The sequence below is a fragment of the Nocardia sp. NPDC057272 genome (genome assembly GCF_042668615.1).
Lineage (GTDB): Bacteria > Actinomycetota > Actinomycetes > Mycobacteriales > Mycobacteriaceae > Nocardia.
Genome location: NZ_JBHUYK010000018.1, coordinates 84,124 through 110,323, shown reverse-complemented (window position 1 = coordinate 110,323; position 26,200 = coordinate 84,124). Strand labels below are relative to the sequence as shown.

Genomic DNA, 26,200 nt, shown 5'->3' with positions numbered 1-26,200 from the left:
CCCGCTAATCGATGTCCTCGCCGATCCTGCGCAGGTACTGGCACACCTCAGCGATTGCTTGCTCGGCCTGCACGAACACCGTGACCTCGGTGAAGAAGCCGTGGAAGACCCCGGGATACCTGGTCGATGACACCGGGATGCCCGCCTCGCGCAGCCGCTGTGCGTAGGCCTCGGCGTCGTCGCGGATCGGGTCGACCTCCGCGGTAATGACCAGCGCGGGTGGTAGTCCGTGCAACGACTCCGCACGCATCGGCGCGGCGAGTGGGTCGCCGCCGGGGTGGCCGGCCCCGACGTACTGCTCCCAGAACCAGCGTCCCTCCGCGGCGCCGAGCAGCGGCGCGTCGGCGAAATCCGACCACGACGGTCTGGTGAACGTATCGTCTACGGCGGGGTAGGCGAGCACCTGCGCGATGGGCAAGGCGCTGCCCTCCTCTCGGCGATACAGGCACAGAGCGGCGGCGAGATTGCCGCCCGCGGAGTCGCCGCCGATCGCGATCCGACCCGGGTCGATACCCAGTTCGGGCGCTGATCGGAGCAGCCAGGCGTAGGCGTCGACGCAGTCTTCCAATGCCGCCGGGTACGGGTTCTCCGGCGCCAAGCGGTATTCGAGTGAGACGACCGTCCAGCCGGATCCAGCGGCGATCGCGCGGCACAGCTCGTCGGCGCCGTTCAGGGTTCCCAGCACGAAACCGCCGCCGTGCAGATAGACCAGCGCGGGCGCGGCACTGGTCTCGGTGGCATTGCACGCGCTGTACAGGCGAGCCTCGATCGAACCCGCTCGCGTGTTCACAGTCAATTGATCAACTCGCTCGAGCGCCGTGATCGGATCGGTAGACGGAGGTGAGTCCACCAGCGCGCGGGCCTGCTCGGGGCCCAGCTCAGACAGTGATTTCTGTAGGACATGGCCGAGAACTTCGGCTACTGCCGCAGCCTGGTCGTCGAGCAGATGCCACCAGGAGGGGGCGTCGTTCATGGGCAAATCCTCGCTACTCGTTGACAAGAAGTGATCTGTGCCTCACCATCATAGTCACGTGATCCAGACAATTGACTAGAAGTTCACGTTCCATTTGGGATCCGCTGTCGACGGTGTACCGCGCACACGATCTCGTCGCATCGAAAGGACAACATGATGACCGAAACGACGATCGGTCCCGCGACGCGCGGGGCTGACGCGGTCGGCGGGGTCGACATCCGGATCGAGGACGACGCAAGTCCGATCGTCCGGCTGATCGGTCGGACCGTCGCCGACTCTCTCCGCGCTGACAGTTCCCTCCTGCCCGCCGGGCTGACCGGCGCGATCGCGATCCGTTCGCACGACACCCCGCAGGCGGCCACGATCACCATCGCCGACGGCGCGATCGCGGTGTCGGGCGGTGTGTTCGTCGAGCCCGACCTCGACGTGACTGTCGACCTGAACCAGTTCTTCGCCCCGGTCGGCGAGCCCGCCGGCTCGCCCGAGCTCGTAGCTGTGGCCACCGCGCTGCTGTCGCCGCCGCTTCCGGACTGGAAGACCGCCGCGGTGAGCTTCTGGGAGGCGGTCAGGACGGTCCCCGGCATCCCCGACATGCTGATCGCCGTCATCGAGGGTCCCGACGGTCTGGAGCAGGTCGTCGCGGGCGAGGGGGAGACCCACTACGTCATCGCGGGCCCGCCGGATCTGCTGGCCGCTGTCTTCACCGGCGGGGTAGATCTGCTCGCCGCCCTGTCCACCGGCCTGCTCGGCGTGCGCGGCACACTCGCGCAGCTGTCCGTGCTGGTCGCCGCATCCTGGAAGGTTCGTTACGATGTCTGAAACTGCCACCACCGCAACGTTTCTCGAGCCCGATGTGCACACGGTCCGGATCGAGTCGACCAACCATGACGGCACCTTCCACGGTAAGAACATCGCGCCGAGGAAGTTCGCCGCGAGCGCCGATTCGGGTTTCGCGATGGCCGACCTCCTGTTCGGCCTCGACCTCGGCAATGCGCCGACCATGGGCTTCGCTTACCCCTCCTGGCGTGGGCACATCGCCGACCTGCAGTTGCGGCCCGATATGTCGACACTGGTGAACTGGGCGCCGGGTCTGCAGGCCGTAATCGGTGACTACTGGCAGGCCGACGGCACCCCGGTCGGTACCTGTCCGCGCAACCTGGCTCGCAAGCTGGTCGACCGGCTCGCCACCCGTGGTTTCACCGCCACCGTCGCGGTCGAGATCGAGGCCACCGTGTTCCAGGAGTCCGTCCACGAGGCCAGGGCGAAGGGCTACCGCGACCTCACCCCGCTCGGCGGATCCGCGGGCACCGCCCTCAACCTCGCGAAGTCGAAGGACTGGGTCGACTACATGTCGGCCGTCGTCCGCCGGCTCGAGCAGATCGGTATCGAGTGGGACGCGTGGAGCGACGAGGACGCGGCCGGTCAGGTCGAACTGAATCTGGTTCCCGGCGACCCGATCTCGGTGTGCGATAACTGGGCTCGCGCCCGGCAGGTGATGCGCGAGGTGGCCTTCGAGCTCGGTCGCACCGTGACTTTCATGGCCAAGCCGACCGCCGGCTACGGCCAGGCCTCGCACGTCAACCTGTCGCTGCAGCGCGACGGCGGCAATGCGTTCTACGCCCCCGACGGGCCGTCAAACACGATGCGGCACGCGGTCGGCGGGTTGCTCGCGACGATGCGTGGCGCGACGTCGGTCATGCTTCCGCAGATCACCTCTTTCCGGCGGCTGGTCGACCTGAGCGGACCACCGACGACGGTGACCTGGGGCATCGCCAACAAGACCACCGCGGTGCGCGCTGTGTGCGGTCATCCGGCCTACTCTCGCCTCGAGTACCGCGTTCCCGGCGCCGACTCCAACCTGTACCTCGCGGTCGCCACGATTCTCGCCGGTGTGATCGCCGGAATCGACGGCGAACTCGAACCCGCGGATCCGGTCAGTGATATGGCGTGGTGCGCCCCCGACCTCGAACGACTGCCCGACACCATCACCAAGGCCGCCGCCGCACTCGAGGCGGATCTGATCCTGCGTGAGCAGCTCGGTGACGAGTTCGTCGACTATTGGGTCGGTACGCGGCGCTGGGAGTGGATGCAGTTCCACACCGCAGGCGGTGACCCGTTCGCCGAGCTGTCGGAGTGGGAGTCCACACGCTACTTCGAGTTCCCGTGACAGGGGGCTCCACTCGGGTGAAGCCCCTGATCGGTCTGACCGGGCGACGGTTCAGGATGGAGCTGGTCAAGGGCTCTCACCCGGCGTACGGCCAGCGTTTCACCGATGCCTTCTTCTCCGATTTCGCGGAGCGGATCACGCGTGCGGGCGGCGTGCCGGTGATGCTGCCCTATGACGCCGATCCAGTCGCGCTGGGTGACTGGTTGTCCGGTGTCGTGATCACCGGCGGGCAGGACGTGCATCCGAGCTGCTGGGGCGGCGACGAGTCGGTGGTGGGCGAGATCGATCCGCTCGCTGATCCCTCGGTCCACGACCGCGGCCGGGACGAGTTCGAGATCGCGCTGACCCGGGTTGCGCTGGAGCGGCAGATCCCGCTGCTCGGCGTGTGCCGCGGCATGCAGGTGCTCAACGTGAGCCTCGGTGGCACGTTGATTCCCGACCTGCCGGTCGGGCCGATCAACCACCTCATGTCGGCGGGGCCGCTGTCGGACGGCGATCCCGAGCACGCCGTCACTTTCGACGCCGGGACGACCGCCCAGAAGGTGTTCGGCGACCGGCTGGTGACCAATTCGTGGCACCACCAGGCGATCGACGTCTGCGGGGACGGGCTGGTGGTGACCGGTCGCACCATTGACGGTGTCGTCGAGTCGGTCGAGCTTCCCGGCGCCGCTGTGCTCGGGGTGCAGTGGCATCCCGAGTGGATGGCCACCGATGACGGCGCGTTGCGTTGGCTGGTCGAAGGGGCCGCCGAGCGGCGCTGATCGAAGCGGAAATGACCGTGGCCGCTACCTGTTCCGGTGGCGGCCACGGTGCTGTCGGTTCGGTGCGGTCAGTCCACGTGCACCCAGGACACCAGCGACCGCATGTCCGGCTCGGTCGTGATCTCCACCGGCTGGGTGGAAGGGGCGGCCCCGCCGAGGTTGGCCGCCATCCACGCATCGAGCACGCCGACAGTGAGTTCCATTTGTACTCGCGCGGCGGCGATGTCGGTGAACACCAGCCAGTTGAGGGCGAAGCCGTCGGACAGTGCGGACACCACATAGATCAGCTGGTCGATCATGTCAGAGCTGACCGGTCGGCCCGCGGCGGTCGTGGTGCCCTCGAGGATCGTACGCATGGTCGCGAAGGCTGAGGCGTACACAACCTCGGCTTGCTCGCCCTCGCGCTGACCCCAGCTGATCAACTCCAGAATGGTCGCGCCGAAATCCGGATTCTCCAGATACCACTCCAGCACGCCGCGTAACAGTCCGCGGGCGGTGTTCTGCACGTCGCTGTGGACGTCGCTGCGGTTCAGCACGTCTCGATACTCGCCGGCGAGATATTCGAAGACAGCCGCGAACAGCACCTCCTTGGTGGCGAAACAGTAGTGCAGCGTGGCCAGGGGTGCGCTCGCCTCTTCGGCGATGCGGCGAGTGGTGGCACCGTCCACGCCGTGGGCGGCGATCACGCGCACGGCCGCGGCCACCAACTCGGCGCGTCGTTCGGCGGCACGAATGCGAGCCATGCGGAACTCCTTCGAATCAAATCTGAACGATTGATCAAGTCAACGTTGACATTACCAGTCTGAACAGCGCACGAGCGAGCATTTCACTGGAGGCGAGTCCAAATAGTTAGTCATATGCCTTGATCAATTGACCCACTACAGCTACCGTTATGGCAGGCCTCACATCTGCACCCACTAGTGATCGCACTCCCGCTCTGCGGCGTGGCGATCCCGGCCCATCTAGAACCACTCGTGACGGCGTGAGCACCGCGCCTGCCGCAGCCCGGCGACTGCAGGTCGATCGACGACCTACCACCTGCTACCGCGAAGAGGACGACATGACCCAAGTCGAATCGGTCCACCCCGAACGCTCGAGCGCGCTCGAGCGCTTGGCGGTGGACCCGCCGATCGACACCCTCGTCGGTCTTCTGGCCGACCGGTCCGTCCGCTCTCCCGGCCGCGAATTCCTGCGGTTCGCGGACGGGTCCTGGACCTACGCCGAAATCGACGACTGGACTTCGCGTCTGGCACATCGACTGATCACCGACGAGGGTGTCCGACCGGGAGACCGGATCGCGATCATGCTGCCCAACGTCGTGCAATGGCCGGTCGCCTGGCTGGCGATCCTCAAGGCGGGCGCGGTGACGGTCCCGGTCAACTCGTCGTATCAGCGGGCCGATCTGGAATTCGTTCTCCAGGATTCCGGCGCCCGGGTGCTGTTCACCGACGCTGAGCACACCGCGCTCGTCGACGAGGTACGCGCCGCGAACATCGACCTGGCCGACGTCCGCATCGTCGAAGCCGCCTCGCCCGACGAGCTCGCGGCGTACCCGGTGGACCGACCCGCGATCGACATCACGGGCGAGACCCTCGCAAACCTCCAATACACCTCGGGGACAACCGGATTCCCCAAGGCTTGCATGTTGACCCACGATTACTGGACTCGCCTGGGCTGGATCTGCGCCAAAGCGACCGGCCTCGGCGCCGACGACGTGGCGCTCACCTCGCAGCCGTTCTCATACATGGACCCGCAGTGGAACACCTCGCTGTGCCTCACGATCGGCGCGCCGCTGGTGGTGCTTGCCCGATTCTCCGCCTCCGGTTTCATGGCCGACGTCCGTAAGCACCGAGCCACGTTCTGCTACGTGCTCGGGTCGATGCCGACGCTGCTGTTCAAGCAGCCGCTTACTGTGCAGGACCGCGACAACGATCTGCGTATCGTGCTCTGCTCGGCTGTCCCCGTCGCGCTGCACGCGGTGCTCGAGCATCGGTGGGGTGCGCCGTGGCGGGAGATCTTCGGGATGACCGAGAGCGGCGTCGATCTGGTCAGCCTGCCCGAGAATGTCGGTGACGTCGGCAGCGGACGTCTGGGGCAACCGGTTCCCACCAAGCAGATCCGCGTGGTGGATTCCGAGGGCCGCGAGGTCGCCGAGGGCGAGTCCGGCGAATTGATCACCGCGGGCAAGCCGATGATGCTCGGCTACTGGAACCGTCCCGAGGACACCGCGCAGGTCCTGCGCGACGGCTGGCTGCACACCGGCGATGTCGCCGTCCGTGAGGCGGGCAGCGTCCGGCTGGTCGGCCGGATCAAGGACATGGTCCGCCGCGGTGGGGAGAACATCGCCAGCGCCGAGGTCGAACGCGTTCTCGAACGCGACGACACCGTGGTCGCGACGGCGGTCGTGGGCGTGCCCGACGAGCTGTTCGGTGAAGAGGTCAAAGCCTTCGTGCAACTGGCGCCCGGCGTTGAACAGAGCCGTGAGACCGCGCAGCGGATCCTCGACAATGCCCGAAACCAGCTGGCGCGCTTCAAACTTCCGCGCTACGTGGAATTCGTCGCCGATTTTCCGCGCACCCCGTCTGAACGGGTATCCAAGCCCGCGCTGAAGGCACGCGCCGCCGAGCGTCCCGGCACCACCTACGACCTGCAACCCCCGCGCGAGGAGAGGAGCCGGACGTGACAGACAACTACCTGGCCACCCGCATCGACGACGACGTCGCGGTGCTCACCCTGAACCGGCCGGACAAGCTGAACGCGCTCGACGTAGCCACCCGCATCCAGCTCGCCCAGACCATTCGCCACTTCGGCCCGGGCGATCTCGTGCGCGGGATCGTGCTGACCGGAGCCGGCCGGGCCTTCTCCGCCGGGGAAGACCTGCACGCGGCGCCGACCACCTACGACGAGCTCCGCGGGGCCGTCGCGACCTTCCACGACGTCACCCGCGCGGTTCTGGAGACCCAAATCCCGGTGATCGCGGCCGTGAACGGCATCGCGGTCGGCGGCGCCTCGGAGATCACGCTGTGCTGCGACGCACGGATCGGCAGCCCGGCCGCCGAGTATTTCCAACCGGAGAACCACCGCGGAATCATCATCTCCAACGCGTCGAGCTTCCTGCTGAGCCGCCTGGTCGGCAATCACGCGATGCGCATCGTCCTCGGCTCCGAACGCGTGAAAGCCGATGAGGCACTGCGCATCGGGCTCCTGGACGAGATCGTCGCCGAGGAGTACCTCCTTCCGCGCGCGGTTGACACCGTGCGCCGGTGGAACCCCGATTCCCGCACCACCGCACAGCATCTGGGCCTGTTGCGCCCGCGTGCCGACGAGATCGAGGCCGCCTTCGCCCGCGAAGACGACGCGGCCCGCCAGTCCTGGGAGTCCGGCGCCCTCACCGAGGGCATCGCGGGCTTCCTGGCATCGAAGAACGAACGGAGACAGTGATGATCACGACCGAAGCAGCGGTGCTCACCGCGGTGAACCAACCCCTGGAATTCACCGAGATCATGGTCGACGACCCGCAACCCAACGAGGTCCGCCTGGCCGTCTCGAACGTCGGTCTGTGCCACAGCGACCTGCACTACATGACCGGAACCGTCGGCGCCGACCTGCCCGTGGTGGTCGGGCACGAAGTGGCGGGTGTGGTCGAATCGGTCGGCTCCGCGGTCACCACCCTGCGACCCGGCGATCGGGTCGTCGGTGCACTCACACCCTCCTGCGGTGCGTGCCGCAACTGCCAGGTCGGGCACCCGACCCAGTGTCAGCGCACCGCGCAGCTCCGGCAGCGGCCCCGGCCCGCCTTCCAGCTGCCCGGCGGTCAGGAAGTGCACCGGCTCGGCGATGTCGGCGCGTTCTCCCGGCACACTCTCATGCGCGAGAACGCGCTGGTACAGGTGCCCGACGACGTGGGTCTGCACGTGGGCTGCCTGCTCTCGTGCTGCATCATCACCGGTGTGGGTGCGGTGTTCCGCGGCGCCCAGGTCCGGCCTGGTGCCACCGTCGCCGTAATCGGTTGTGGCGGCGTCGGTTCGGCCATCATCCAAGGTGCGCGCCTGGCCGGTGCGTCGGCGATCGTCGCCGTCGACCTCGATGACGCCAGACTCGCGGCGGCCCGGACCTACGGTGCCACCCACGTGGTGAACGGCGCCACCGACGTGCCCGCCGAGATCCAGCAGCTGCTCGGTGACGGCGTCGACTACTCGTTCGAGGCGGTCGGCAGCGCGCGCACCGCGGCCACCGCGCTGGCAGTGCTGCGGCCCACCGGCACCGCGTGCCTGGTCGGTATCGCCCCCGACGGCACCGACCTGACGCTGCCCGCCTCCAGCTTCTTCTTCGGCGAGAAGCGCCTCATCGGTTCTTACATGGGTTCGGGGCAGGCGCAAGAAGACATCGCCCAGTTCGCCCGGCAGTACCAGCAGGGGCGGCTGCTGCTCGACGAGATGGTCAGCGACATCATCCCGTTCCACGACATCGACAAGGGCTTCGAGGCAATGAAGTCCGGCGAGGTCACCCGCATCGTCGCCGACCTCACCGTCTGATCCCCGAAGGAGCTCCTCATGTCGAATCCACAACTGCCCCAACCGATCAACTACATCGCCGACGACTGGTCCGAGTGCGCTACGATTCCCGGCGCCTGGAACCTCGACCCGAACACCGGCGAGCCAGTGCACCGCCAGGTCACCACCACCCACGCCGACGTCGAACGCGCCCTGCGCCACGCCGAACAGTCCTACGGCTTCGAACGCTGGGACGACGCGGCGAGCGAGGAACGCGCCGAGATCATCGAGCGCGCGGCCGACATCATCGAGTCCCGGATCGAGGACATCGCCCGCACCGACGCCCTCACCAGCGGCGTCCCGATCGCCAAGTCCCGGTTGGTCGCGCAGTTCCTGCCGCACCGAATCCGTTCCGCCGCCGCGGAATTGCGCACTCTCCCGCGGCGCACGGCGCTCGCGGCCGGTGGGCGCGACGTGCGGCTCTACAAGGTCCCGTGGGGCCCCGCCGCCATCCTCACCCCCTGGAACGGCCCCAGTTTCATCCCCGCCTCGAAGCTGGTGAGCGCGCTGGCCGCCGGCTGCCCGGTCATCCTCAAGCCGTCGGAGCATGCGCCGAGCAGCGCGCAGATCATCGTCGAGAGCTTCGTCAAGGCCGGTCTGCCCGCCGGCGCGCTGCAGCTACTGCACGGCGCGGGTGACGTGGGCGCGGCCGTCACCGGCGACCCGCGCGTGAAGATCGTCTCCTTCACCGGCGGCCCGAACGCGGGCCGGGCCATCGCCCGCGCGGCCGCGGAGGACTTCAAGGTGCTCCAGCTCGAGCTCGGCGGCAATAACCCGGCCCTGGTGCTCGACGACGCCGACATCGACGTGACCGCTGACGGCATCCTCGACGGCATGACGAAGCTGAACGGTCAGTGGTGCGAGGGTCCCGGCAAGGTGCTGGCACACAAGAGCCTGGTCGAGCCCCTGCTCGAAGCCCTGCTCGACCGCATCGCCCGGATCGAAATCGGCAACTCCCTGGATGAGCGCACCGAACTCGGCCCCATCTCCAACGCCCCGCACTACGGCACACTGCGTAGCCGCATCGACGGGCTGCGCGCCCACGGCGCCACCATCCACCAGCCCGCGAAACTCCCCGCCCTGGACGGCTTCTTCCTCTCGCCCACGATCGCCACGGGAGTCGACCCGGCCCTGGCAACCGCAGAACTGTTCGGCCCGCTCATCAGTCTGCACGCCGTGGAGTCCGACGAACACGCCCTGCGGGTGGCCAACGCCAACCCCTCTGGTCTGGACGCCTACGTGTTCGGCGGCGACCTGGATCGCGCCATCGAAGTCGGCTCCCGGGTCCTGTCGGGGGAGGTGCGCGTGAACGGCGCCAAGGTCGCCGACCTGGCCGACGATTCGGCCCAAAGTTTCTGGGGCGCTTCCGGAATCGGCGGCCACGGCCCCGGTGAGTCGGTCCGGGTGTTCTGCGGCGACCGCGTGGTCGGCGTCGATTCACCCGACCTGCCGTTGTAGCGATCGCGGAACGACTTCCGCCCAACCCCTTGACTGTGACCGGTACCACTGGTGTACTTCAACTAGGTCATTTGATCCAGTCGGTCGACCATACTAAGGAAAGCGGCTCCTGCCATGAACTCCACCCCTACCTCAGAGATCGTCGACGTCATCGGTGTCGGTGCCGGCTTCACCGGCGTCTACCTCTCGCACCGGCTGACGACAGCAGGCTGGACCTTCGCCGGTTTCGAAGCCGGACCCAGCGTCGGCGGCACCTGGTTCTGGAACACCTATCCGGGCGCCCGCTGTGACGTCGAGAGCATTTACTACTCGTACTCCTTCGACGAGACGCTCCAGCAGGAGTGGACGTGGAGCCAGCGCTTCGCCCCCCAGGCCGAAATTCTCAGCTACATCGAGCACGTCGCGGACCGTTTCGATCTGCGCAAGTACTTCACCTTCAACACCCGCGTCGTCGCCTCGACCTGGAACGCCGCCGATCGGCTGTGGGAGGTCCACCTCGACAACGGCGAGGTCCGGCGCAGTCGCTACCTGGTCTCGGGTGCCGGCGGCCTGTCCACTCCGAAGGATTTCGATGTGCCCGGCCTGTCGAACTTCACCGGGCAGACGGTCTCGACCAGCCGGTGGAACATCTCGCTCGACGAGCTGAAGGGCAAGCGCGTGGCGGTGATCGGCACCGGATCCTCGGGCGTGCAAGCCATTCCGCTGATCGCCGAGGTCGCCGAGCACCTCACGGTATTCCAGCGCACCCCGAACTACGTGATGCCCGCGCGCAACGCCGAACTGACTGCGGAGCAGGTTGCCACCGTCAAGGACAACTATGTCGGCATCCGTGAGCAGTGCAGGCACTCGCCCGGTGGCATCCCCGATCGCCCCGTCACCGACAACGCTTTCGATGTCTCCGACGAAGAGCGCAAGCGACGGTACGAGGCGGCCTACGAACGCAGCGGTTTCCTCGGCGTCGGCGCCGAGTTCGCCGACCTGCTCTTCGACGCCGAGGCCAACCGAACCGCGTCGGAGTTCATTCACGACAAGATCCGCGAGATCGTGGCGGACCCGGCCACCGCGGAACTGCTGGTACCCAAGTATCACCCGCTCGGCGCCAAGCGCAGCGTGTTCGGCACCGACTACTACGAGACCTACAACCGGTCGAACGTGTCGCTGGTGTCGCTGCGGGACGAGCCGATCGAGACGATGACCGAGCACGCGATCGTCACCCCGAACAGCACCTACGAAGTGGACGTCATCGTGCTCGCGATCGGGTTCGACGCCTTCACCGGCCCGCTGTACGGTCTCAATCTCACCGGCGCCTCCGGCAAGAAGCTGCAGGAAGTCTGGAGCGACGGAATCCGCTCCTACCTCGGATACATGGCCGCCGACTTCCCTAACTTCTTCATGGTCGCCGGACCGCTGAGTCCCGCGCTGGCCAGCAATGTGGTGGTGACGATCGAGCAAGCCGTCGACTGGATCGCCGACCTCATCGAACACGCCCGTGACACCGGCGCCACGCTGGTCGAGGCCACCCCTGAGGCCCAGCAGGAATGGGTCGACATCACCGAGTGGACCGTGTCCCAAACGCTGTACGCCACGACCGACTCCTGGTACCGGGGCTCCAACGTCGAGGGAAAACCCAGCACCTTCCTGGGTTACCTGGGTGGTGTCGGCAAGTACCGCCGCATGTGCACCGAGATCGCCAAGCGCGGCTACCCCGGCGTCGCGATCGACGGCGAAACCCAGTCGCGCACCGTCGGCCCGATTCACGAGGAGATCGCATGAGCGCGGTAGTCCATCGGCGGTATGTCGCGTTCTCCGACGCGCACTACGCCGGTAACCTCGTCGACGGTGCCTACGCCTTGAAGCTGTTCGGCGACGTCGGCACGAATCTGTCGATCGAACTGGACGGCCACGAGGGTCTGTTCGCCGGCTACTCGTCGGTGGACTTTCTCGCCCCGATCCGGGGTGGTGATGTCGTCGAGGCCGAGGCAACCCTGGTGAAGAAGGGAAACCGAAGTCGCACAGTCGATTTCGAGCTCCGGGTGATCTGCCGGGGCTCCGATGACACCGGTCGTGCGCATGTGCTGAATCCGCCGCTGGTGGCGGTCCGCGCGCGCGGCACTGCGGTCATCCCCGCCGATGGAACGGAGTAGGCACCATGAAATTGATCGACGACACCGGGTGGGCCGACCAACCCGCCAAGGTCCAACCGTCACTGGTCGGTGAGATCGACTGCGACGTCGTGGTGATCGGCGGCGGGGGCGGCGGCATGTCGGCCGCCCTGCGGCTCGCCGAGAAGGGCGTCGATGTGGTGCTGCTCGAGGCGAAGACGCTGGGCTGGGGTGCCACCTCACGCAACGCCGGATACATCACCAACTCGGTCGCCGCCGACCCGGAGATGCTGGGCTTCCTGATGAAACGTGAGCGGTTGCGCGAGCTGTACCGCTACGCCGAGCACTCGGTGCATTTCGCCGAGGAAGCGATCGCCCGGCACGGGATCGAGTGCGATTACCGGCAGGAGGGCATCGTGATGGCGGCGGTGTCGAAGGGTCAGCTGCGGCACGCGCGCCGCAATGCGAAGGTCATGGCCGAGGCCGGATCGAACGCCGAATTCGTGGAGGGCCCCGACGCCGGTCTGCCGCAGGGTTTCCTCGGTGGTATTCGCGAGGGCGTCGGTGGCACAGTCAATCCGGGCAAGTTCGCGCTCGGACTGCGCGCCGCGACGATCGCCGCGGGAGTGCGCGTCTACGAGGCCACGCCCGCGCGTGATGTCGTCGACTCGGGCGGGCGGGTCAGTGTCGTCACCCCGAACGGTCGAGTCCGGGCCCGCAAGGCGCTGCTCACCACCAATGCCGCGAGCAACGGGCTGTCCATCGCGCCCAAACACCTCGCCACCCCGGTGTGGACCTCGCTGGTGGAAACCGAACCTGTTGCGCCCGAACGGCTCGACGAGATCGGCTGGACGAGTCGTGCTCCCCTGGTGACGCTGCACATGATCCTCGAGAGCTACCGCGTCACCCCCCGCGGAACCATCGCCTTCGGCACCCGCCGTATCCAGGCCGGCCGTAACCCGCTGCCGGATCGCACCCCCGCCCCGAACGTTGTCGACGACCTTGTACGTGGGTTCCATGAGCGTTTCCCCGGTCTGAGTGACGTCAAGCCGGTGCAAGCGTGGGGTGGCTGGATCGGTATGAGTTCGACGTGGCTGCCGGTCGCGGGCGAGGCCTCCGACAACGTGCTCTATTCGGAGGCATGCAACGGCCACGGCTTCGCTCAGGCGCAGTACGTGGGCCAGCTCCTGGCCGATCAGGTCACCGGCGTGCCGATGCACGAGGACCTGGCTGCGATCTGGCACGGCAGCAAACGGTTCTGGCCCAGCTTCGTGAGCAACCCCGCGCTGTATCTCGGCTGGCTCGCCGACCGCGCCGCCGACCGGTTGGCCGCGATCGGAAAATGAAATCTGGCCCGGTCATCCCACGGGCTCGAACAGGCTGAAATCAGCCATCGCAACGCCGAACTCGCACACGAGCGGGTTCGGCGTTTTCGCGTTTCGGCGACCCTGCGATCACCGTTGGCGTGGGTTGTTCGGTTCCTCCGAAAGAGTGGGTCAAATGCCTTGATCATATGACCCACTTGCGCTACCGTTATGACTGGCATCACATTCCGGCCCGCGTCGGGGTTACCCCCTCGGCGGCCGGATGCCGGACCTATGGATTGCCGGAGCGAGTCGCCTATCGGTCCTTTCTCGCTCGGCTCGCTGACGAATCGACCCATTGCCGCTCGCCGGCGGGTGTCACCATTTCAAGGAGAAGATCATGTCCATCAAAGAACTGCTTTTCGCGGTCGCGGACATCTGGATGGTCGCTGTCGGTTTCACCTACGGCATCAAGTTCATTCGGAACTACCGAAATTATCTGCTCGGTATCGAGTGGATCGTTGTAGCGACTTCGGGAACGAACTTCCTGATCTACGGCCTGCTGAAGGCCGGGCACGACAGCCCGATGTACACGTTCGCCTACTTCTTGGATGCCTTCTCGCGGTCCGTCGGTATCACGCTGATCCTGGTGCTCGGGTTGATGAAGGTCACCCACCGATACAAGCCGTCGGCGACGGTCGACATCGGTGCATTCGCACTCGCGGGTGTGGTCGGCTTCGTGCTCAGCACTTATGCCGAGGAGATCGGAACGCCGGGCAAGATCTTCTACATCGTGGTCAACGTGCTCACCACGTTCTTCCTGATCTATTTCAGCAAGCGCCTGTGGGATATCGGTGAGCGTGGGCACGCGGTGTGGGCCGGTGTGGCTACTGCGTGCGGATTCTTGATCGCTGCTACCTACGATTTCGTGCACATCCCGGGCGACGACGCCGAGCACACGATCTTCTACATCTTCGCACTGTCCACCTGGGGCCTGCAGATGTTCGCGTACTACCGCGCATACCGGGCGTTCGATGCGTACAACAGGCGCTTCGACGCTCAGGCTGTGACGGACGACGCCGCGGTCACGGCGTAGTCGCCGGATTCCCTTCGAGCGATCGAGAAAGGCCGAAGCGACATGGCACCGCAAGATATGCAGGAAGAAACTACCGAAGTCCTTGTCATCGGCGCCGGAATGGCGGGTTTGACGGCGGCGACCACCCTCACGCCCCACGCCGAGGTAGTGGTACTCGAATCCACCGATCGCACGGGCGGACGCGTCGACACCGTTCGGCAGGGCGATTACTGGATCAATGTCGGTACCCAGTTCACCGAGGGCACCGGCACGCTGATCGATGCCCTCGATCGGCACGGCATCGAGATGGGTTCGCTCGCGGGCAAGAGCGTCGCGCTGCACTTGAACGGTTCGACGGTCGACACCTCGAATCCGTTCGCGCTCATGTTCCGTACGCGGATGTCCATGCTGGATCGGCTCGGTCTGGCCATCGTCGGCACGCGCATTCTCGCGGTCACGCCGTTCCTCGAGTCGCAGAGCCGTATCGCGCAGCGGGTGCGCGCCCGGCTCGACCGCAAACTCGCGTCGTATGTGCTGGGCGGTGTCCGCTCGGAGTTGGCTGCCACCATCGTCCGGTCGTGGGCGGCGCAGTGGATGGGATGCGACCTGAACGAAACAGCGGCCACCCAGTTCGTCACCTCGGTCGGCATGGCGCTGGCCGACCCGGAGAAGGTGCCGAATTTCTCGCTACCCGCGGGCGGCAACCAGACGCTGACCGACGTGCTCACCGAGGATCTCGGCGCCCGCATTCGCCTGAACTCGGTGGTCCAATCGGTGCGTCGCGACGGTGACGGTGTGGTCGTCGACTACCTCGACGGCGATCGCCCCAAGCGGTTGCGGGCCGCGCGCGCGATTGTCACCGCGCCCGCCGATGTCACCGAGCGAATCATCCCGGATCTGCCGCAGCAGTACCGTAACGCGTTCAACGACATCACCTACGGCCGCTATGTGGTGGTCGGCTTCTTCACCGAGGAAGCAGGGCCGCAGTCGTGGGACAACTACTTCGCCATCTCCGCACCGCAGCTGTCGTTCCAGGCCGTGTTCAACCACGCCGCGGCACTGCGCACCGGCAGCGACCGCAAGCCGGGCGGCGCCCTGGCCTGTTTCGCCGGTGGCGGTAAGGCCGACGAGTTGCTCGACCTGCCCGACGAGGCGATCGTGGAGCGCTTCACCGCCGACTTGCTCGGGCTGCTGCCTGAGCTGGAAGGCAAACTGGGGCAGGGCATTCTGCGCAGGCATCGCCGGGTCGTACCGTTCTGGGCGCCGGGGCGGCGCGAATCGCTCCCGACGTTGCGTGATCCGCTCGACGGCATCTACCTGGCGGGCGACTACCAGCTCGACATGCCGTCACTCGCCGACGCCGCTGCCTCCGGTGAGCGTTCAGCGCTGGCCGTAGTGGCGAGCTTGGGTCGGTCGCGATAGGTCGGCAATCGACGGCCGGTCATGACTGCCAGTTCGTCGAGAGGTTACCCGGCGGCTGCCGAGCGGCCCACTATAGGAGGCGCTCGGCAGGAACGGTCCGCACGCTGGGCGGCCGGAGGCCGTCACCAGCCCCGACCGCATCGTCTTCGGCTCCGATTTGCCCTTCAGCGCAGTCACCCCTGCGGCTTCGTGGATGCTGCGTTCAGCGTGGCGGTTGCGGGTAGTTCGGTGGCCAGCGAGTGGTGTCGTCGTAACGGAGCGGAACTCCTGTCGTGCTGGTGGTCGTGACGGCGGTGAGGTCGGCTGATCCGAGATCGGCTCCACGCAGATCGGCCCCTCCGATATTCGCTAGGTTCAGCGTTGCATCAGCCAGCCTGGCGTTCCGTAGATCGGCCTCCATCAGTACTGCACCCTCGAAATCCGCGCGAGAAAGATCGGCCCCTGACAGATTGGCGCGTACCAGCACGGTGCGATGAGCGCGCGTCCCGATCAGCGAGGCGCCGGTCAAGTCGGCGTTCATGATGAACGACGACGACAGATCGGCGTCGTAGAGGTTGGCCTCGGCCAGGTTGGCACCGGTGAGTTGGACGTGAGTGAGGTTGGTCCTGGCTAGATCGGCACCTGCCAAGCAAGTGTTGCGCAGATCGATCCGATAGGGCAGGTCACGGCTGGGCTCCCGTCGTCCGATCACGGTCAGGACCGCTTGAATGTCCGGTGCCGGCGGGGTGGCACGGAAGGTGCGAGGGTCCGATTCCGGTCGGGGGCAGCGAGCCAGGTCGGTGTGGGTGCGCACGTAGGCCGACAGGATCGCGAAGACCGGTTCGTGATCGGGCGGGGAATCCTTGGCGAGGCGTTCGAGTAGATAGATCCCCGCCAGCCGGGTATCGACCGATTCCGCGGACAGCTGTTCCACGGCTTTCTGTAGCCGGTCGGTGACCGCGATCTGCTGTTGCAGACCGAGTTGGCCGTTGGTGGCTCGCAGGGTCTGCCCGGTGAACCACAACGCGCCGAACGCCGCGATCGTTGTCGCCAGCGCGGTCACCGTCGTCCACCCCGACCAGCTGAAGAACCCGGCAACCGCGCGCGACCCTTGCCCCCGCTGCGGTACAGGCTGGGCTCCCTCGGCGTTTTCCCGGGCCGCGGAATCTTGATCGACCGGCATGGATCGCCTCCCTCCATCACCGGAAAGTATCCCCGACAACACAATTCACCGGAAGTGTCGCTGAACCCGGAAGTGGCGGGCCAATGATTCTTCCCCGAACGAGCTACCTCGAGACCTGCCTCGGCGCGCGAGTTAGAAACCCCCAACCGCTCGGCCATCCTCACTCCTCGGCGAGCACGCCTTCAGATATGTCGACGTCGACGGGTTCTCTGGTCGGGGCGGTACAGTATGTGTCCGATAATGTCGATTATCGGACACGTAGCCCTCAAAACCCCTGCTAGAGCACAGTTTCCCGGTAACACCAGGGACGGCGACCGGAGGGATGGTCGGTGGCCATCGTTACGCTGCACGAAACCGCAGCTCAGCCACCGATTTCCAGGAGAACGCCCGTGGAAATAGTTGCCACCGACTGGGGCCGGATCACCCCGGAAACCTTCCAAGAGTCCGACAGCGAGAACGGGCCTTACAGTACCGATCACATCGGCCAATCAGGGCCCAGACGAGCAGCGACGGGGTTCGTCACATCGTGTGAATTGACTGGCGCCAAGACGAAAATTCAGGTTTCATGGACTGTGGAAGAGCCGTTGACAGGGGTTACAGGAGTCTGTCATGTCATCTTCCAATCAACCCTCTTCGCCGAATCCGGCTAACCGCCCGGTCGAGCGTGATGATGGTGCCGAATCCGACGCAGTCGGCGTCGTCGGCCCGCGAGACCTACCCGTTCTCAATGCTGCTGCAGCAGATGCACTTTTGCGGCTGCTGCAGCGAATCCCCCGTTCAGAGCCAGCCCGCAGTCAGTTGGCAACTCCGGCAGAAGCAGCGAAGTACCTGCGAACTTCCGTCGGAAAGCTCGCCAATGACCGGCACCACGGCGTCGGGCCCTCCTATGTGAAGTACGGCCGCAGGGTCCTGTATCCGTGGGATGCTCTACGCGCCTTCATAGAAGAGCACACGGTCGGCGATGACTAGTACCACTCGCAGGCTCCGTAGCCAACTTACAGCTATCTTTATGGGCTTTCATGTTCGTCCTGGTCTTCCTACGCTCTCGCTGGACGTCATAGCTGATGGCGCGCCCGATCGCGCCGAAGCGACCACGTGGCCGAGAGGTCGGTGAAGTATGCCGCAGATTGAGCTGGAACCTGGAGTCCCAGGGAAGTTCAGCGAGCCGAAGTGGAACCCCGCGCGCCGATGTTTTCAGATTCACTGTCTGGTGGGCGAGCCGTATGGGGATCCGTCGAAGCTGCACGCCTCTGGGGATAGCAAACCGAAAGCCCGCGCGAATCTGAAGAGACGCGTCGCCGGATGGAAGCCAAGAGTCGAATCGCTCGGTGCGTACAGCTCGAATGTGACTGTCGAGGAACTGTGCCAAGCCTGGCTTCACCGCTATGAGCGCGACGCGACGAAACGCCCCCAGAACGCCAAACACTATCGTCGGGAGATCAACCCTGCGACCAAGGGCCGCGGCGACAAAGACAAGATCACGATTTCGGGTTCGGTGCTGGGCAAGATGAAGGCATTGAACGTCAGGCCGTTCCACGTCCGTATTCACCTAGAGCAGATGAACGGGACCGCGTACAAGAAGAACAGGCAGAAGTCGATCCTGCGCAACGCGTTCCAGTTGTTGATCGACGACGGCCTCCGAGATGACAATCCGGTGAACAGCGTAGCGGGTAACGGTGGCGCCCGCACGAAGGCAACCGACCGGGCACGCGGTCGGAACCCCGTCAACCCGTACTTTCCTGCCGAGCCGCAGCCGTTCAGCAGGAACGAGATGAACCAGTATTGGGAGGCAGAGCGTGACTACTTCCCTCGTCCCAACGCTAGCCGTTGGTTCGAGCAGCGATACGTGGACTTCACGCTCCTCGCGTACGAACTAGCTGCGCGTCCCAGCGAAGCGCTTGCTGTGCGGCTGGACGAGGACGTCGACTACGACCGGTGCGAGGTCACGGTTGCAGGAACAATTATCGATTCTGAGCTTCGCGTACATCAGGTGAGGAGCATTGTCGAGCAGTACAACCTCCAGGACGGTGAGATCGTCTACCCGCGGGGATGGCCAGATTTTGACGACGAGGACGTGGTGTGCGTCGCGTATCGGCAGCCGTTCACCAAGACTGCGCAGTCGATGCGAACGATTAGAGCTGGCCCCGCATGCATGGCGATGTTGCGGCGCCGGAGGATCGGCGCGACTCCTGGACATCGACTGGTTATCCCGTCGCGCACGGGAAAGGTAGTGCGGTCGGAGCAGATGTCGTTGACCTGGAGCAAAGTCGTGAAGGGAACCGGCCTGCAATGGTCCACTCCCAGGACGCTGCGCTCCACACGCGCGACCCGGGTAGCGGAAAAGTACGACCTGCCGGCTGCTCGGCTGATCCTCGGGCACGAGGTGGATTCTCCTGTAACAGCACGGCACTACGTTCCTGACGCGCGCCGGGTTGTCGATCTGGCTGATGCGCGATGATGGCCGGTTATGCCTGCTGACCCGCTCAAGACGTCCACAAAACGGCCACGGGACGGCATCCGACAGCAGTGATAGCAGGTCAGACCGAGTAAGGAGCTCGAGCGAGCTACCCCGAGCCGATCCTGCACCGGCGTCGCCGCGAGTTCAAGGCCGCGCAGAAGTAGTGCTGTCGAGTTCTTGAAAAGTAGCTCGTAGCAGCTCTTTTCGTTCGAGGCCCCGCGTCGGAGACATCCGAGGCGGGGCCTCTGCCGTCACCGGAGATCACCCGGCGTCGCATCCGATCCCGTCGCTATCGTTGCTGAGCCGGTGCGGGTCTGCGGGCGCGACAACGACATGTCCCGGATAGTCGCTGCCGTCGGGATCGGGGCCCATCCGCTGATGCGCGGTCGTCGACCCGATCTGTTGCGGGGGAGGAGTGAGGTCGCGCGGCGGCGGTATCGGCCGACCGGGCGGGCGAATCGTGGTGCCTGGCCAGGAAATGCCGCGAACTCCACCGGGGCCGCGAGCGACGCGGATTCCTTCGGCGGTGATCCGCGGGCGGTAGATGGTTGCGCGGTGACCGAATGCCGGGTCGAGATCGATGGAGTTGAACAGCCCCATCCTCGTCAACCACAGCGAGGCGCGAACTACCTCGTCCTCGGTGAGCGATTCACCCGGCCAGCAGACCGACGCCCCGACGACGAAGGCGCCGAGCACCGGCAGCGGGTTGTCGAGGAGGTCTTCGTTGTGTGCCCATTTCAGTACTGCCTCGCGCACAGCCCATTGTCGGTCGGAGTAGCCGGGCGTCGTTCTCGCAGCGCTGTCCAACCGCAGCATCGCAGGCCTTTCCATGGTGTCACTCCTCATTTCCGACCGAGTGGCTCGTGCCACCACGACTCCTATTGCTGGGCCGACGGGCCCGGCCGGTTCAACCGGCCGAGCCCGCTACCACGAGCTGTCAGTCCTGCTCGGCGGCGCGCTGACGTGCTTCGTTGGCCGATGCTTCGAGCCGTGCCTTCTCCGCCTCGGCTTCCTTCTCCGCGACCTCGCGCTGGGATTCGGCCTTGTCCTGCTGTGCACGGCCTTCGCGCTGTAAGGAGTCGTTGCCCACTACGGCGCCGGCGACCTCCTTGGCTTTGCCCTTCACACCCTCGACGACGCCCTTGACTCCGGCCTCTGCTCCACTGTCGTTGTCAGACACGACTGTCCCTTCCGTAGGCCCAATGTTTCCCCGTGTGACGCGAGCGCAACTCGGGGTGCGACAGCTCCACGGCTGCCGTTTACAAGATAAACATATGTCCGTTTACCTTGTAAACCTTCGTTTCGGTCGCGGCCTGCCAGGGTGTGCTGAAACCAGCTGGGACATTCCCGGTATTCTGGGGTTGTGGTGGCGTGCTGGAAGACCAGGGCCCGAAGATTTTGACAGGAGCTCTGCCCTGAGCGAAGACACGATCGACTCGGGAGCCGAGCTGCGCGACAACCGTCCATCCGACGCGGGCACTCGGCCCACACGGCTGGACCGGGTCCTGATCCTGGAATCAGCGATTGCGCTGATCGATCAGGAAGGCCTGGGACATCTCACGATGCGCCGCCTGGGCTCGTGGCTGGGCGTCGAAGCCATGGCCCTGTACCGGTACGTTTCCGGGCGTGACGACCTGCTGGCAGGTGTGATCGATCACCTCGTCGACCAGCTCTACGAGCAGAACCTGATGGAGCCCGACGAAGAGGGCGGCAGCTGGCAGGGGTACCTGCAGCGCCTCGCGCACGGCGTGCGCCGCGTCGCGATCGAGCATCCGGAGGTCTTCCCGTTGATGGCCTCGAGCCCGCCGCAGGCGCCCTGGCTCTGCCCGCCGTTGCGCAGCCTGAACTGGATGGAATCCTTCCTCGATACCATGCTTCACTATGGCTTCGACGACCGTCAGGCAGTCCAGGTATATCGGTCTTTCGCGACCTTCCTGCTCGGCCACCTCCTCCTCGAAGTGGCGACCATGGGGGTCGAGCTGAGCCCGATCACCACTGCCGAGCCCGGACAGCACGAATCATCGGAGCTGGCCGACTACCCCAACGTTTATCGCCTGCAGAGCCACCTGGCAGCCAATCGTGCGGCCGATGAGTTCGAGGAATCCCTCGAGGTATTGCTTGACCGCCTCGAAGCGATGCGTCGCGCTCGACAACGCCCGTGAGTGGTGTGCGACGATGTCGCGCCCTGCGGGAACCGTCGCGCTGTCGGTTGGGGACGATCGCGGTGCTGTCGCAAGTCGCCTGGGCCGTGTTGTTTCTGGTCGTCTCCACGGTGGTGCTCATCTACTTCACTCAGTGACCTCGTGAAGGGGTCGGTGTCGAGGCCAGGTGCCGTGACCTGCGGTGTGTCGAGGATCCGGCGAGTTGCCAGGTACCGTTGGGCGGTGAACCCAGCTGACGTGCGACTACTCAAAGATGGCGACCTCGAGACCCGCGAGGAAAACTTGCGCCACCTGCTCGCGCGGGCTGAGGACGGCGATACGTCCGCCAAGGAGACACTGCGCGCGCTCGTGCGCGACTATCCCGACTACCACCGGTCGCTCTACAGCAGGGCATTGAACCGGGCGGAGGTCTTCGGTGACGACACCCTGCGTGAACCCCTGCTCGCGTCGCTTGCCGACACCCGCTACAACTGCCAGGCATGGGCGGCGATGGGCTGCGCGGCGCTCGGCATCCGTGAGGCGGTTCCCGGCTTGGTCGCGATGCTGGACCACCCACAGGACATCGCCCGCGACCAAGCGGTGATCGCCCTCGGCGCCCTTGGCGACGAATCGGTTGTCCCGGTGCTGGCGCCCCTGCTGCAGGACTCGATCAGCGGAATGCGCGAACGCACCGCCGAAGCCCTCGGCATGATCGGTGGCGACGCGGCACTGGCAGCGCTCTGGGACGAATTCGAGAACCGCCGCTACTACCGCATCGGCTACATCGCCAGTGCGTTGTCGGAGTTCGCTCCCGGCATCATCCCGAGGTTGATCGAGGCGGCCGCCGGCGACGATCCCGACAAGCGGTACTGGGCGGCCGTCGCCCTCGGTTCGACCGGCGACGACCGCGCCGTGCCGACACTGGAACGACTGATGGCCAACGATCGCGGCTCGACCGTCTTCGACGGCATGGTGAGCGTCGCCGCGAAGAAGGGCCTGCGCACGCTACGCCGAATCCAAGCCGCGATCGCCGCGCGCGAATCCTGAGCGCTCAGCGCGAGGAACGTTGTCGGTGGCGGGCGATAGTCTCGTCCGGTGTCAGTGAATATCGATGTCGCCCTGACTGTTCGGGGGCTCGCGAACGAACGCGAGTGGGTGGGAATGACCGACTTGCTCGTGGAGGTTTTCAAGGACGAGCGGCTGGAAGACGAGGTGTTCGTCTGGATGGGGGAGACCGAAGACGGTCTGTTCGTCCGCGCGGACTCGGACTACCCGGTGATCTTCAGCGGATTCTTCCGCTGGAGTGAGGCTTTCGAAGACCGCCTCACCCGTCGGGTGACAGCGCTCGTCCCGCAGGCCCGCGTGGCTTTCGACTGGGGGTATCCGGATGAAGAATGACGAAACCGGCCACGAGTGGGTCGATGTACTACCGGAAACAGCGCCGACGATACACAGAAATCTGGACGTGACGGTCGGCGGGCGCACCCTGACCACGCTCACCCGCACCCAGCTGAGCTATTGGATCAGCAAGCTGAAATACAGTCGCGGCGGCCCGTTCATGACGGTATCCCGCCCCGATCACCCGGAATTCATCCAGACCTACCGCCACAGCGACACCGACTACTACCTCGAGATCCGCTCACCCGATTCCCGCGACGAACTGGCATCGACAACGTTGCGCGACGGTGAATCGGCCGCTGAGCTGATCTGGGAGTGGTTGGAACGCCAGGGAACCCGCCTGGGCGCAGGTGGATCCGGCAACTCATAGGATCTTCGACGGCCCTGGTCCGTGGAACTCGCGGAACCGGCGACTCGCGGTGCTGGTGGCCGAAACCACGACCAGCTCTCGTACGGTGGTGACATGGGCGCACGGATGGTGGTTGTCGGGGCGGATGCGACGGGGATGGCGGCGGCGTCGCAGGCACGCAGATTGCGCGATGCCGGTGAGCTCGAGATCGTGGTGTTCGAGAAGGGGCAGCATTCCTCGTATTCGGCGTGCGGGATTCCGTACTGGGTGGCCGGTGATGTTGCCGATGCCGACGATCTGATCGCGCGCTCGGTGGCCGAACATCGCGCTCGTGACATCGACCTGCGGATGCGGACCGAGGCTATCGAGATCGATCCGGTCGGGCGACGGGTCCTTTCTCGGGATCTCGACACCGGGGCCCAGGCGTGGACGGGTTACGACCAGCTCGTGTTGGCCACGGGGGCGACACCGATCCGGCCGCCACTGCCCGGTATCGACGCCGAGGGCGTCTACGGGGTGCAGACCCTCGACGACGGGCAGGCGCTGATCGAAGGTCTGGAGTCTGCCGGCGGGCGCAGAGCCGTCGTGGTGGGTGCGGGCTACATCGGTGTCGAGATGGCTGAGGCGTTGGTGCGTCGGAAGTTCGAGGTCACCATGGTCACTCGGGGCGCTGAACCCATGTCCACCCTGGATCCGGATATGGGTGCGCGGGTGCGAAAAGCCATGGAGGGGATGGGAATACGGGTCGTTCGCGGTACCGAGGTCACCGGCATGCGGACATCGGAGGACGGCAAGATCCGCGCCGTGACGACCGCCGACACCGAATACCCGGCCGACGTGGTCGTGCTCGGGATCGGCGTGCAACCGGCTACCGAGCTGGCGCGTCGGGCCGGGCTTCCCCTGGGGGAGAGCGGTGGTCTGCTCACCGACCTCGCCCAGCGCGTGCGCGGATACGACGACATCTGGGCAGGCGGAGACTGCGTGGAGGTGCTGGACCTGGTGTCGGGCACGCTGCGTCACATTCCACTCGGCACCCACGCCAACAAACACGGGCAAGTGATCGGATCGGGTGTCGGCGGCGGATACGCCACCTTCCCCGGCGTGGTCGGCACCGCGATGAGCAAAGTATGCGACCTCGAGGTGGCACGAACCGGCCTGGGCGAGGACGACGCGCGGCGCGCGGGTCTGCAATTCCACACCGTCACCATCGAATCCACCGGCCGCGCAGGGTATTTCCCCGGCGCGGAACCCATGACGGTGAAAATGCTCGCCGAACGCCGCACCGGCCGGCTGCTCGGCGTGCAGATCGTCGGCTACACCGGCGCCGCCAAGCGAATCGACATCGCGGCTGTGGCGCTCACCGCGAGAATGACCGTGGAGCAGGTGACCGCGCTCGACCTCGGCTACGCACCACCGTTCTCACCGGTGTGGGACCCCGTCCTCGTCGCCGCTCGCGCGGCTGTGCGTGCGGTGGCAACGGGTCACTGACCGCGCGGGAGTCACCAGAAGCGGGGGATGAGGCCCCACGACTCGAATTCTGCCGTCAGCACCTCGCGCAGGGCGCTGCGGCTGGGGAATCTGTCGGGGTCGGCGCCGGTGATCGCCAAGGTGACCGTGTGGCCATCGGTGCAGAAGGAGAGATTCACTCCTACCTCCACTCGGCGGAACATGGCGGTGTCGTTGGTGCAGACGACAGGGCGCATGAGGACCGCCGAGGCGTGATGTCCCGCGAAATCGGCTACGGCACTCGCGGTTTCGCCGAGGTTGGTGCACAGGCATTCCGGTGCCTTGGCGGTGCGGGCGAAATGGCGGAGGACGAACCGGGGCAGGATCATCTGCAACGGCTGGAGGTGTTGCAGGGCGGGGGTGGTGGCCGGGTCTCGGTAGGCGGTGGCGGCGCGCTTCACGGCGGAGCGAACGGCGGCGAGGTCGATGCGTTCGCCGGTGCGGTAGGTCACCGAGATCGGCAGGCCGGTGGTGGCGTTGGCGCGGGGGTCGTCGGGGGTGCGCATCGAATGGGGGATGTCGACGCGGATGTCGGCGGTGTCGCCCACGCGCCCGCTGCGGCCGAGGACACCGGCGCCCAGCGCGATCAGGAGACCGTTCGTGGTGCCGGAATGCCGTGCGGCGGCGGCGTTCCACTCCGCGAGATCGAGCTGGACCACCAGATCGGCCGGTGACCACCGGGTCGGGAGGGGAAGCTCGGGGAGGACGGGGCGGTTGTTGCGGTCCGGCTCGATCACGCCACGGGTGGCGATCGCCGCGCGAATCCCGTGTGCGACCGCGCGTAGCTGTCGACCGGCGTCGATGACATTCGCACCCAGGGTGTTTCGCGGCTGCGTCCCGACAAGCAGGCCCGAACCCGTGGTCACGTCCGGAGTCTCACCGAGCCGCGCCAGTGCGTCGCCCACGGCGAACAGCACCGCGCCGCCGTCGGATGCCACATGCGAGGTGACCAGCGACACCAGCGTCCCGCCCGCCGTGGTCGGCGCCGCGGACAGTCGCCACACCTGACCGGTCTCGGGATCGAAGTCGACCCGGCTCTGCGCGAAGTACCAGTCGAGGATCTCCTCGTCGGCGACGGGCACCGAATCCCAGCCCAGCGGAAGCGATTCCGTCGCGGGCAGCCAGTAGGGGCGGGCGAACGGTACCCGGGCCGGTTGCACGCGCCGGGCGAGGAAACCCTGGGCCAACCGGGTGTGGAATCGGGCGAGCAGTTCAGGGTCGAGGGGCTCGTCGAACCGCCACGCGAGCTGATTGACCAGGGCGTTGCCGTAGAGGCTGTGCAGCTTGAGGAACAGGTCGTCATCGGCGGTGAGCCGGTTGACACCGACCCGGGAGATGACGGGCGGGGTCGACATGGTGAGTGTCATCAGA

At 66.1% G+C, this 26,200-nt stretch carries 25 protein-coding genes; 19 read left to right on the top strand and 6 right to left on the bottom strand.

Annotation, left to right across the window (positions count from 1 at the left end; translation table 11 throughout):
• Positions 1-4: 4 nt before the first annotated feature.
• On the bottom strand, positions 5-973 hold the full coding sequence (locus ACFULV_RS23190) for an alpha/beta hydrolase (RefSeq protein ID WP_378659936.1): 969 nt from the start codon (positions 971-973) through the stop codon (positions 5-7).
• 156 nt (positions 974-1,129) lie between these two features.
• Between ACFULV_RS23190 and ACFULV_RS23185 the strand changes: the two genes are divergently transcribed.
• The 3 genes from ACFULV_RS23185 to ACFULV_RS23175 are packed head-to-tail and all read left to right on the top strand — an operon-like array spanning position 1,130 to position 3,901.
• A complete protein-coding gene (locus ACFULV_RS23185; RefSeq protein WP_378659934.1) occupies positions 1,130-1,792 on the top strand; it encodes a hypothetical protein in 663 nt (220 codons plus the stop codon).
• The gene (locus ACFULV_RS23180; RefSeq protein WP_378659931.1) at positions 1,785-3,140 is read left to right on the top strand and encodes a glutamine synthetase family protein; all 1,356 of its coding nucleotides are present in this window, start codon (positions 1,785-1,787) and stop codon (positions 3,138-3,140) included. Before ACFULV_RS23185 ends, ACFULV_RS23180 begins: the two co-directional genes overlap by 8 nt.
• Before the next feature lie 17 nt (positions 3,141-3,157).
• The gene (locus ACFULV_RS23175) at positions 3,158-3,901 is read left to right on the top strand and encodes a gamma-glutamyl-gamma-aminobutyrate hydrolase family protein (protein ID WP_378659928.1); all 744 of its coding nucleotides are present in this window, start codon (positions 3,158-3,160) and stop codon (positions 3,899-3,901) included.
• A gap of 68 nt (positions 3,902-3,969) precedes the next feature.
• Here ACFULV_RS23175 and ACFULV_RS23170 read toward each other — a convergent pair whose 3' ends face one another.
• Positions 3,970-4,644: a TetR/AcrR family transcriptional regulator gene (locus tag ACFULV_RS23170; protein ID WP_378659925.1), complete on the bottom strand. Its 675-nt coding sequence runs from the start codon at positions 4,642-4,644 to the stop codon at positions 3,970-3,972.
• A 317-nt stretch (positions 4,645-4,961) separates the two neighbouring features.
• Here ACFULV_RS23170 and ACFULV_RS23165 point away from each other — a divergent pair, with 317 nt between their 5' ends.
• The 9 genes from ACFULV_RS23165 (at position 4,962) to ACFULV_RS23125 (ending at position 15,815) form a co-directional block, all read left to right on the top strand.
• Positions 4,962-6,584 (top strand): class I adenylate-forming enzyme family protein, encoded by a 1,623-nt coding sequence (locus ACFULV_RS23165; RefSeq protein ID WP_378659922.1) that lies wholly within the window; start codon positions 4,962-4,964, stop codon positions 6,582-6,584.
• The gene (locus tag ACFULV_RS23160) at positions 6,581-7,342 is read left to right on the top strand and encodes an enoyl-CoA hydratase/isomerase family protein (RefSeq protein WP_378659920.1); all 762 of its coding nucleotides are present in this window, start codon (positions 6,581-6,583) and stop codon (positions 7,340-7,342) included. Before ACFULV_RS23165 ends, ACFULV_RS23160 begins: the two co-directional genes overlap by 4 nt.
• Positions 7,342-8,436 carry a Zn-dependent alcohol dehydrogenase gene (locus ACFULV_RS23155; protein WP_378659917.1) on the top strand — a complete coding sequence of 365 codons (1,095 nt, stop codon included), beginning with the start codon at positions 7,342-7,344 and terminating at the stop codon, positions 8,434-8,436. Before ACFULV_RS23160 ends, ACFULV_RS23155 begins: the two co-directional genes overlap by 1 nt.
• Before the next feature lie 18 nt (positions 8,437-8,454).
• A complete protein-coding gene (locus tag ACFULV_RS23150) occupies positions 8,455-9,912 on the top strand; it encodes an aldehyde dehydrogenase family protein (protein WP_378659915.1) in 1,458 nt (485 codons plus the stop codon).
• Positions 9,913-10,026: 114 nt separating this feature from the next.
• Positions 10,027-11,685, top strand: coding sequence for a flavin-containing monooxygenase (locus ACFULV_RS23145; protein ID WP_378659913.1), 1,659 nt, complete (start codon positions 10,027-10,029; stop codon positions 11,683-11,685).
• A complete protein-coding gene (locus ACFULV_RS23140) occupies positions 11,682-12,056 on the top strand; it encodes a hotdog domain-containing protein (protein ID WP_378659910.1) in 375 nt (124 codons plus the stop codon). The genes ACFULV_RS23145 and ACFULV_RS23140 overlap by 4 nt, the downstream gene beginning before the upstream one ends.
• A gap of 5 nt (positions 12,057-12,061) precedes the next feature.
• A complete protein-coding gene (locus tag ACFULV_RS23135; protein ID WP_378659908.1) occupies positions 12,062-13,360 on the top strand; it encodes an NAD(P)/FAD-dependent oxidoreductase in 1,299 nt (432 codons plus the stop codon).
• 358 nt (positions 13,361-13,718) lie between these two features.
• Positions 13,719-14,414, top strand: coding sequence for a transporter (locus ACFULV_RS23130; RefSeq protein ID WP_378659906.1), 696 nt, complete (start codon positions 13,719-13,721; stop codon positions 14,412-14,414).
• 42 nt (positions 14,415-14,456) lie between these two features.
• Entirely contained in the window at positions 14,457-15,815 is a 1,359-nt protein-coding gene (locus ACFULV_RS23125) for a flavin monoamine oxidase family protein (protein ID WP_378659903.1), read from the top strand.
• Between the two features lie 202 nt (positions 15,816-16,017).
• Here the strand turns inward: ACFULV_RS23125 and ACFULV_RS23120 are convergent, their stop codons facing one another.
• A complete protein-coding gene (locus ACFULV_RS23120; protein ID WP_378659901.1) occupies positions 16,018-16,977 on the bottom strand; it encodes a pentapeptide repeat-containing protein in 960 nt (319 codons plus the stop codon).
• A 609-nt stretch (positions 16,978-17,586) separates the two neighbouring features.
• Here ACFULV_RS23120 and ACFULV_RS23115 point away from each other — a divergent pair.
• Positions 17,587-17,946 (top strand): helix-turn-helix domain-containing protein, encoded by a 360-nt coding sequence (locus tag ACFULV_RS23115; protein WP_378659898.1) that lies wholly within the window; start codon positions 17,587-17,589, stop codon positions 17,944-17,946.
• Between the two features lie 148 nt (positions 17,947-18,094).
• Entirely contained in the window at positions 18,095-19,435 is a 1,341-nt protein-coding gene (locus ACFULV_RS23110) for a tyrosine-type recombinase/integrase (RefSeq protein ID WP_378659897.1), read from the top strand.
• Between the two features lie 261 nt (positions 19,436-19,696).
• Here ACFULV_RS23110 and ACFULV_RS23105 read toward each other — a convergent pair whose 3' ends face one another.
• Positions 19,697-20,266: a hypothetical protein gene (locus ACFULV_RS23105; protein WP_378659895.1), complete on the bottom strand. Its 570-nt coding sequence runs from the start codon at positions 20,264-20,266 to the stop codon at positions 19,697-19,699.
• 106 nt (positions 20,267-20,372) lie between these two features.
• Positions 20,373-20,615: a CsbD family protein gene (locus tag ACFULV_RS23100; RefSeq protein ID WP_378659892.1), complete on the bottom strand. Its 243-nt coding sequence runs from the start codon at positions 20,613-20,615 to the stop codon at positions 20,373-20,375.
• Positions 20,616-20,709: 94 nt separating this feature from the next.
• On the opposite strand from ACFULV_RS23100, the gene ACFULV_RS23095 reads away from it, so the two are divergent.
• The 5 genes from ACFULV_RS23095 to ACFULV_RS23075 all read left to right on the top strand — a co-directional run bounded on the left by ACFULV_RS23095 (position 20,710) and on the right by ACFULV_RS23075 (position 24,811).
• Positions 20,710-21,597, top strand: coding sequence for a TetR/AcrR family transcriptional regulator (locus ACFULV_RS23095; protein WP_378659889.1), 888 nt, complete (start codon positions 20,710-20,712; stop codon positions 21,595-21,597).
• 222 nt (positions 21,598-21,819) lie between these two features.
• Positions 21,820-22,623 (top strand): HEAT repeat domain-containing protein, encoded by an 804-nt coding sequence (locus ACFULV_RS23090; RefSeq protein ID WP_378631245.1) that lies wholly within the window; start codon positions 21,820-21,822, stop codon positions 22,621-22,623.
• A gap of 48 nt (positions 22,624-22,671) precedes the next feature.
• Positions 22,672-22,974 (top strand): hypothetical protein, encoded by a 303-nt coding sequence (locus ACFULV_RS23085; protein ID WP_378659886.1) that lies wholly within the window; start codon positions 22,672-22,674, stop codon positions 22,972-22,974.
• Positions 22,964-23,344, top strand: a complete 381-nt coding sequence (locus ACFULV_RS23080) for a hypothetical protein (protein WP_378631248.1) — start codon at positions 22,964-22,966, stop codon at positions 23,342-23,344. Before ACFULV_RS23085 ends, ACFULV_RS23080 begins: the two co-directional genes overlap by 11 nt.
• Positions 23,345-23,437: 93 nt before the next feature.
• On the top strand, positions 23,438-24,811 hold the full coding sequence (locus ACFULV_RS23075) for an FAD-dependent oxidoreductase (RefSeq protein WP_378659883.1): 1,374 nt from the start codon (positions 23,438-23,440) through the stop codon (positions 24,809-24,811).
• A gap of 11 nt (positions 24,812-24,822) precedes the next feature.
• Here ACFULV_RS23075 and ACFULV_RS23070 read toward each other — a convergent pair whose 3' ends face one another.
• On the bottom strand, positions 24,823-26,196 hold the full coding sequence (locus tag ACFULV_RS23070; protein ID WP_378659881.1) for a hypothetical protein: 1,374 nt from the start codon (positions 26,194-26,196) through the stop codon (positions 24,823-24,825).
• Between the last annotated feature and the right edge of the window lie 4 nt (positions 26,197-26,200).

Coding starts and splice junctions, on each gene's coding strand:
- ACFULV_RS23165 (WP_378659922.1), top strand. CDS start 4,962: ATGACCCAAGTCGAATCGGTCCACCCCGAACGCTCGAGCGCGCTCGAG.
- ACFULV_RS23070 (WP_378659881.1), bottom strand. CDS start 26,196: ATGACACTCACCATGTCGACCCCGCCCGTCATCTCCCGGGTCGGTGTC.
- ACFULV_RS23180 (WP_378659931.1), top strand. CDS start 1,785: ATGTCTGAAACTGCCACCACCGCAACGTTTCTCGAGCCCGATGTGCAC.
- ACFULV_RS23105 (WP_378659895.1), bottom strand. CDS start 20,266: ATGGAAAGGCCTGCGATGCTGCGGTTGGACAGCGCTGCGAGAACGACG.
- ACFULV_RS23150 (WP_378659915.1), top strand. CDS start 8,455: ATGTCGAATCCACAACTGCCCCAACCGATCAACTACATCGCCGACGAC.
- ACFULV_RS23145 (WP_378659913.1), top strand. CDS start 10,027: ATGAACTCCACCCCTACCTCAGAGATCGTCGACGTCATCGGTGTCGGT.
- ACFULV_RS23130 (WP_378659906.1), top strand. CDS start 13,719: ATGTCCATCAAAGAACTGCTTTTCGCGGTCGCGGACATCTGGATGGTC.
- ACFULV_RS23115 (WP_378659898.1), top strand. CDS start 17,587: ATGTCATCTTCCAATCAACCCTCTTCGCCGAATCCGGCTAACCGCCCG.
- ACFULV_RS23080 (WP_378631248.1), top strand. CDS start 22,964: ATGAAGAATGACGAAACCGGCCACGAGTGGGTCGATGTACTACCGGAA.
- ACFULV_RS23120 (WP_378659901.1), bottom strand. CDS start 16,977: ATGCCGGTCGATCAAGATTCCGCGGCCCGGGAAAACGCCGAGGGAGCC.
- ACFULV_RS23075 (WP_378659883.1), top strand. CDS start 23,438: ATGGGCGCACGGATGGTGGTTGTCGGGGCGGATGCGACGGGGATGGCG.
- ACFULV_RS23125 (WP_378659903.1), top strand. CDS start 14,457: ATGGCACCGCAAGATATGCAGGAAGAAACTACCGAAGTCCTTGTCATC.
- ACFULV_RS23095 (WP_378659889.1), top strand. CDS start 20,710: ATGTCCGTTTACCTTGTAAACCTTCGTTTCGGTCGCGGCCTGCCAGGG.
- ACFULV_RS23190 (WP_378659936.1), bottom strand. CDS start 973: ATGAACGACGCCCCCTCCTGGTGGCATCTGCTCGACGACCAGGCTGCG.
- ACFULV_RS23135 (WP_378659908.1), top strand. CDS start 12,062: ATGAAATTGATCGACGACACCGGGTGGGCCGACCAACCCGCCAAGGTC.
- ACFULV_RS23110 (WP_378659897.1), top strand. CDS start 18,095: ATGCCGCAGATTGAGCTGGAACCTGGAGTCCCAGGGAAGTTCAGCGAG.
- ACFULV_RS23140 (WP_378659910.1), top strand. CDS start 11,682: ATGAGCGCGGTAGTCCATCGGCGGTATGTCGCGTTCTCCGACGCGCAC.
- ACFULV_RS23155 (WP_378659917.1), top strand. CDS start 7,342: ATGATCACGACCGAAGCAGCGGTGCTCACCGCGGTGAACCAACCCCTG.
- ACFULV_RS23185 (WP_378659934.1), top strand. CDS start 1,130: ATGACCGAAACGACGATCGGTCCCGCGACGCGCGGGGCTGACGCGGTC.
- ACFULV_RS23170 (WP_378659925.1), bottom strand. CDS start 4,644: ATGGCTCGCATTCGTGCCGCCGAACGACGCGCCGAGTTGGTGGCCGCG.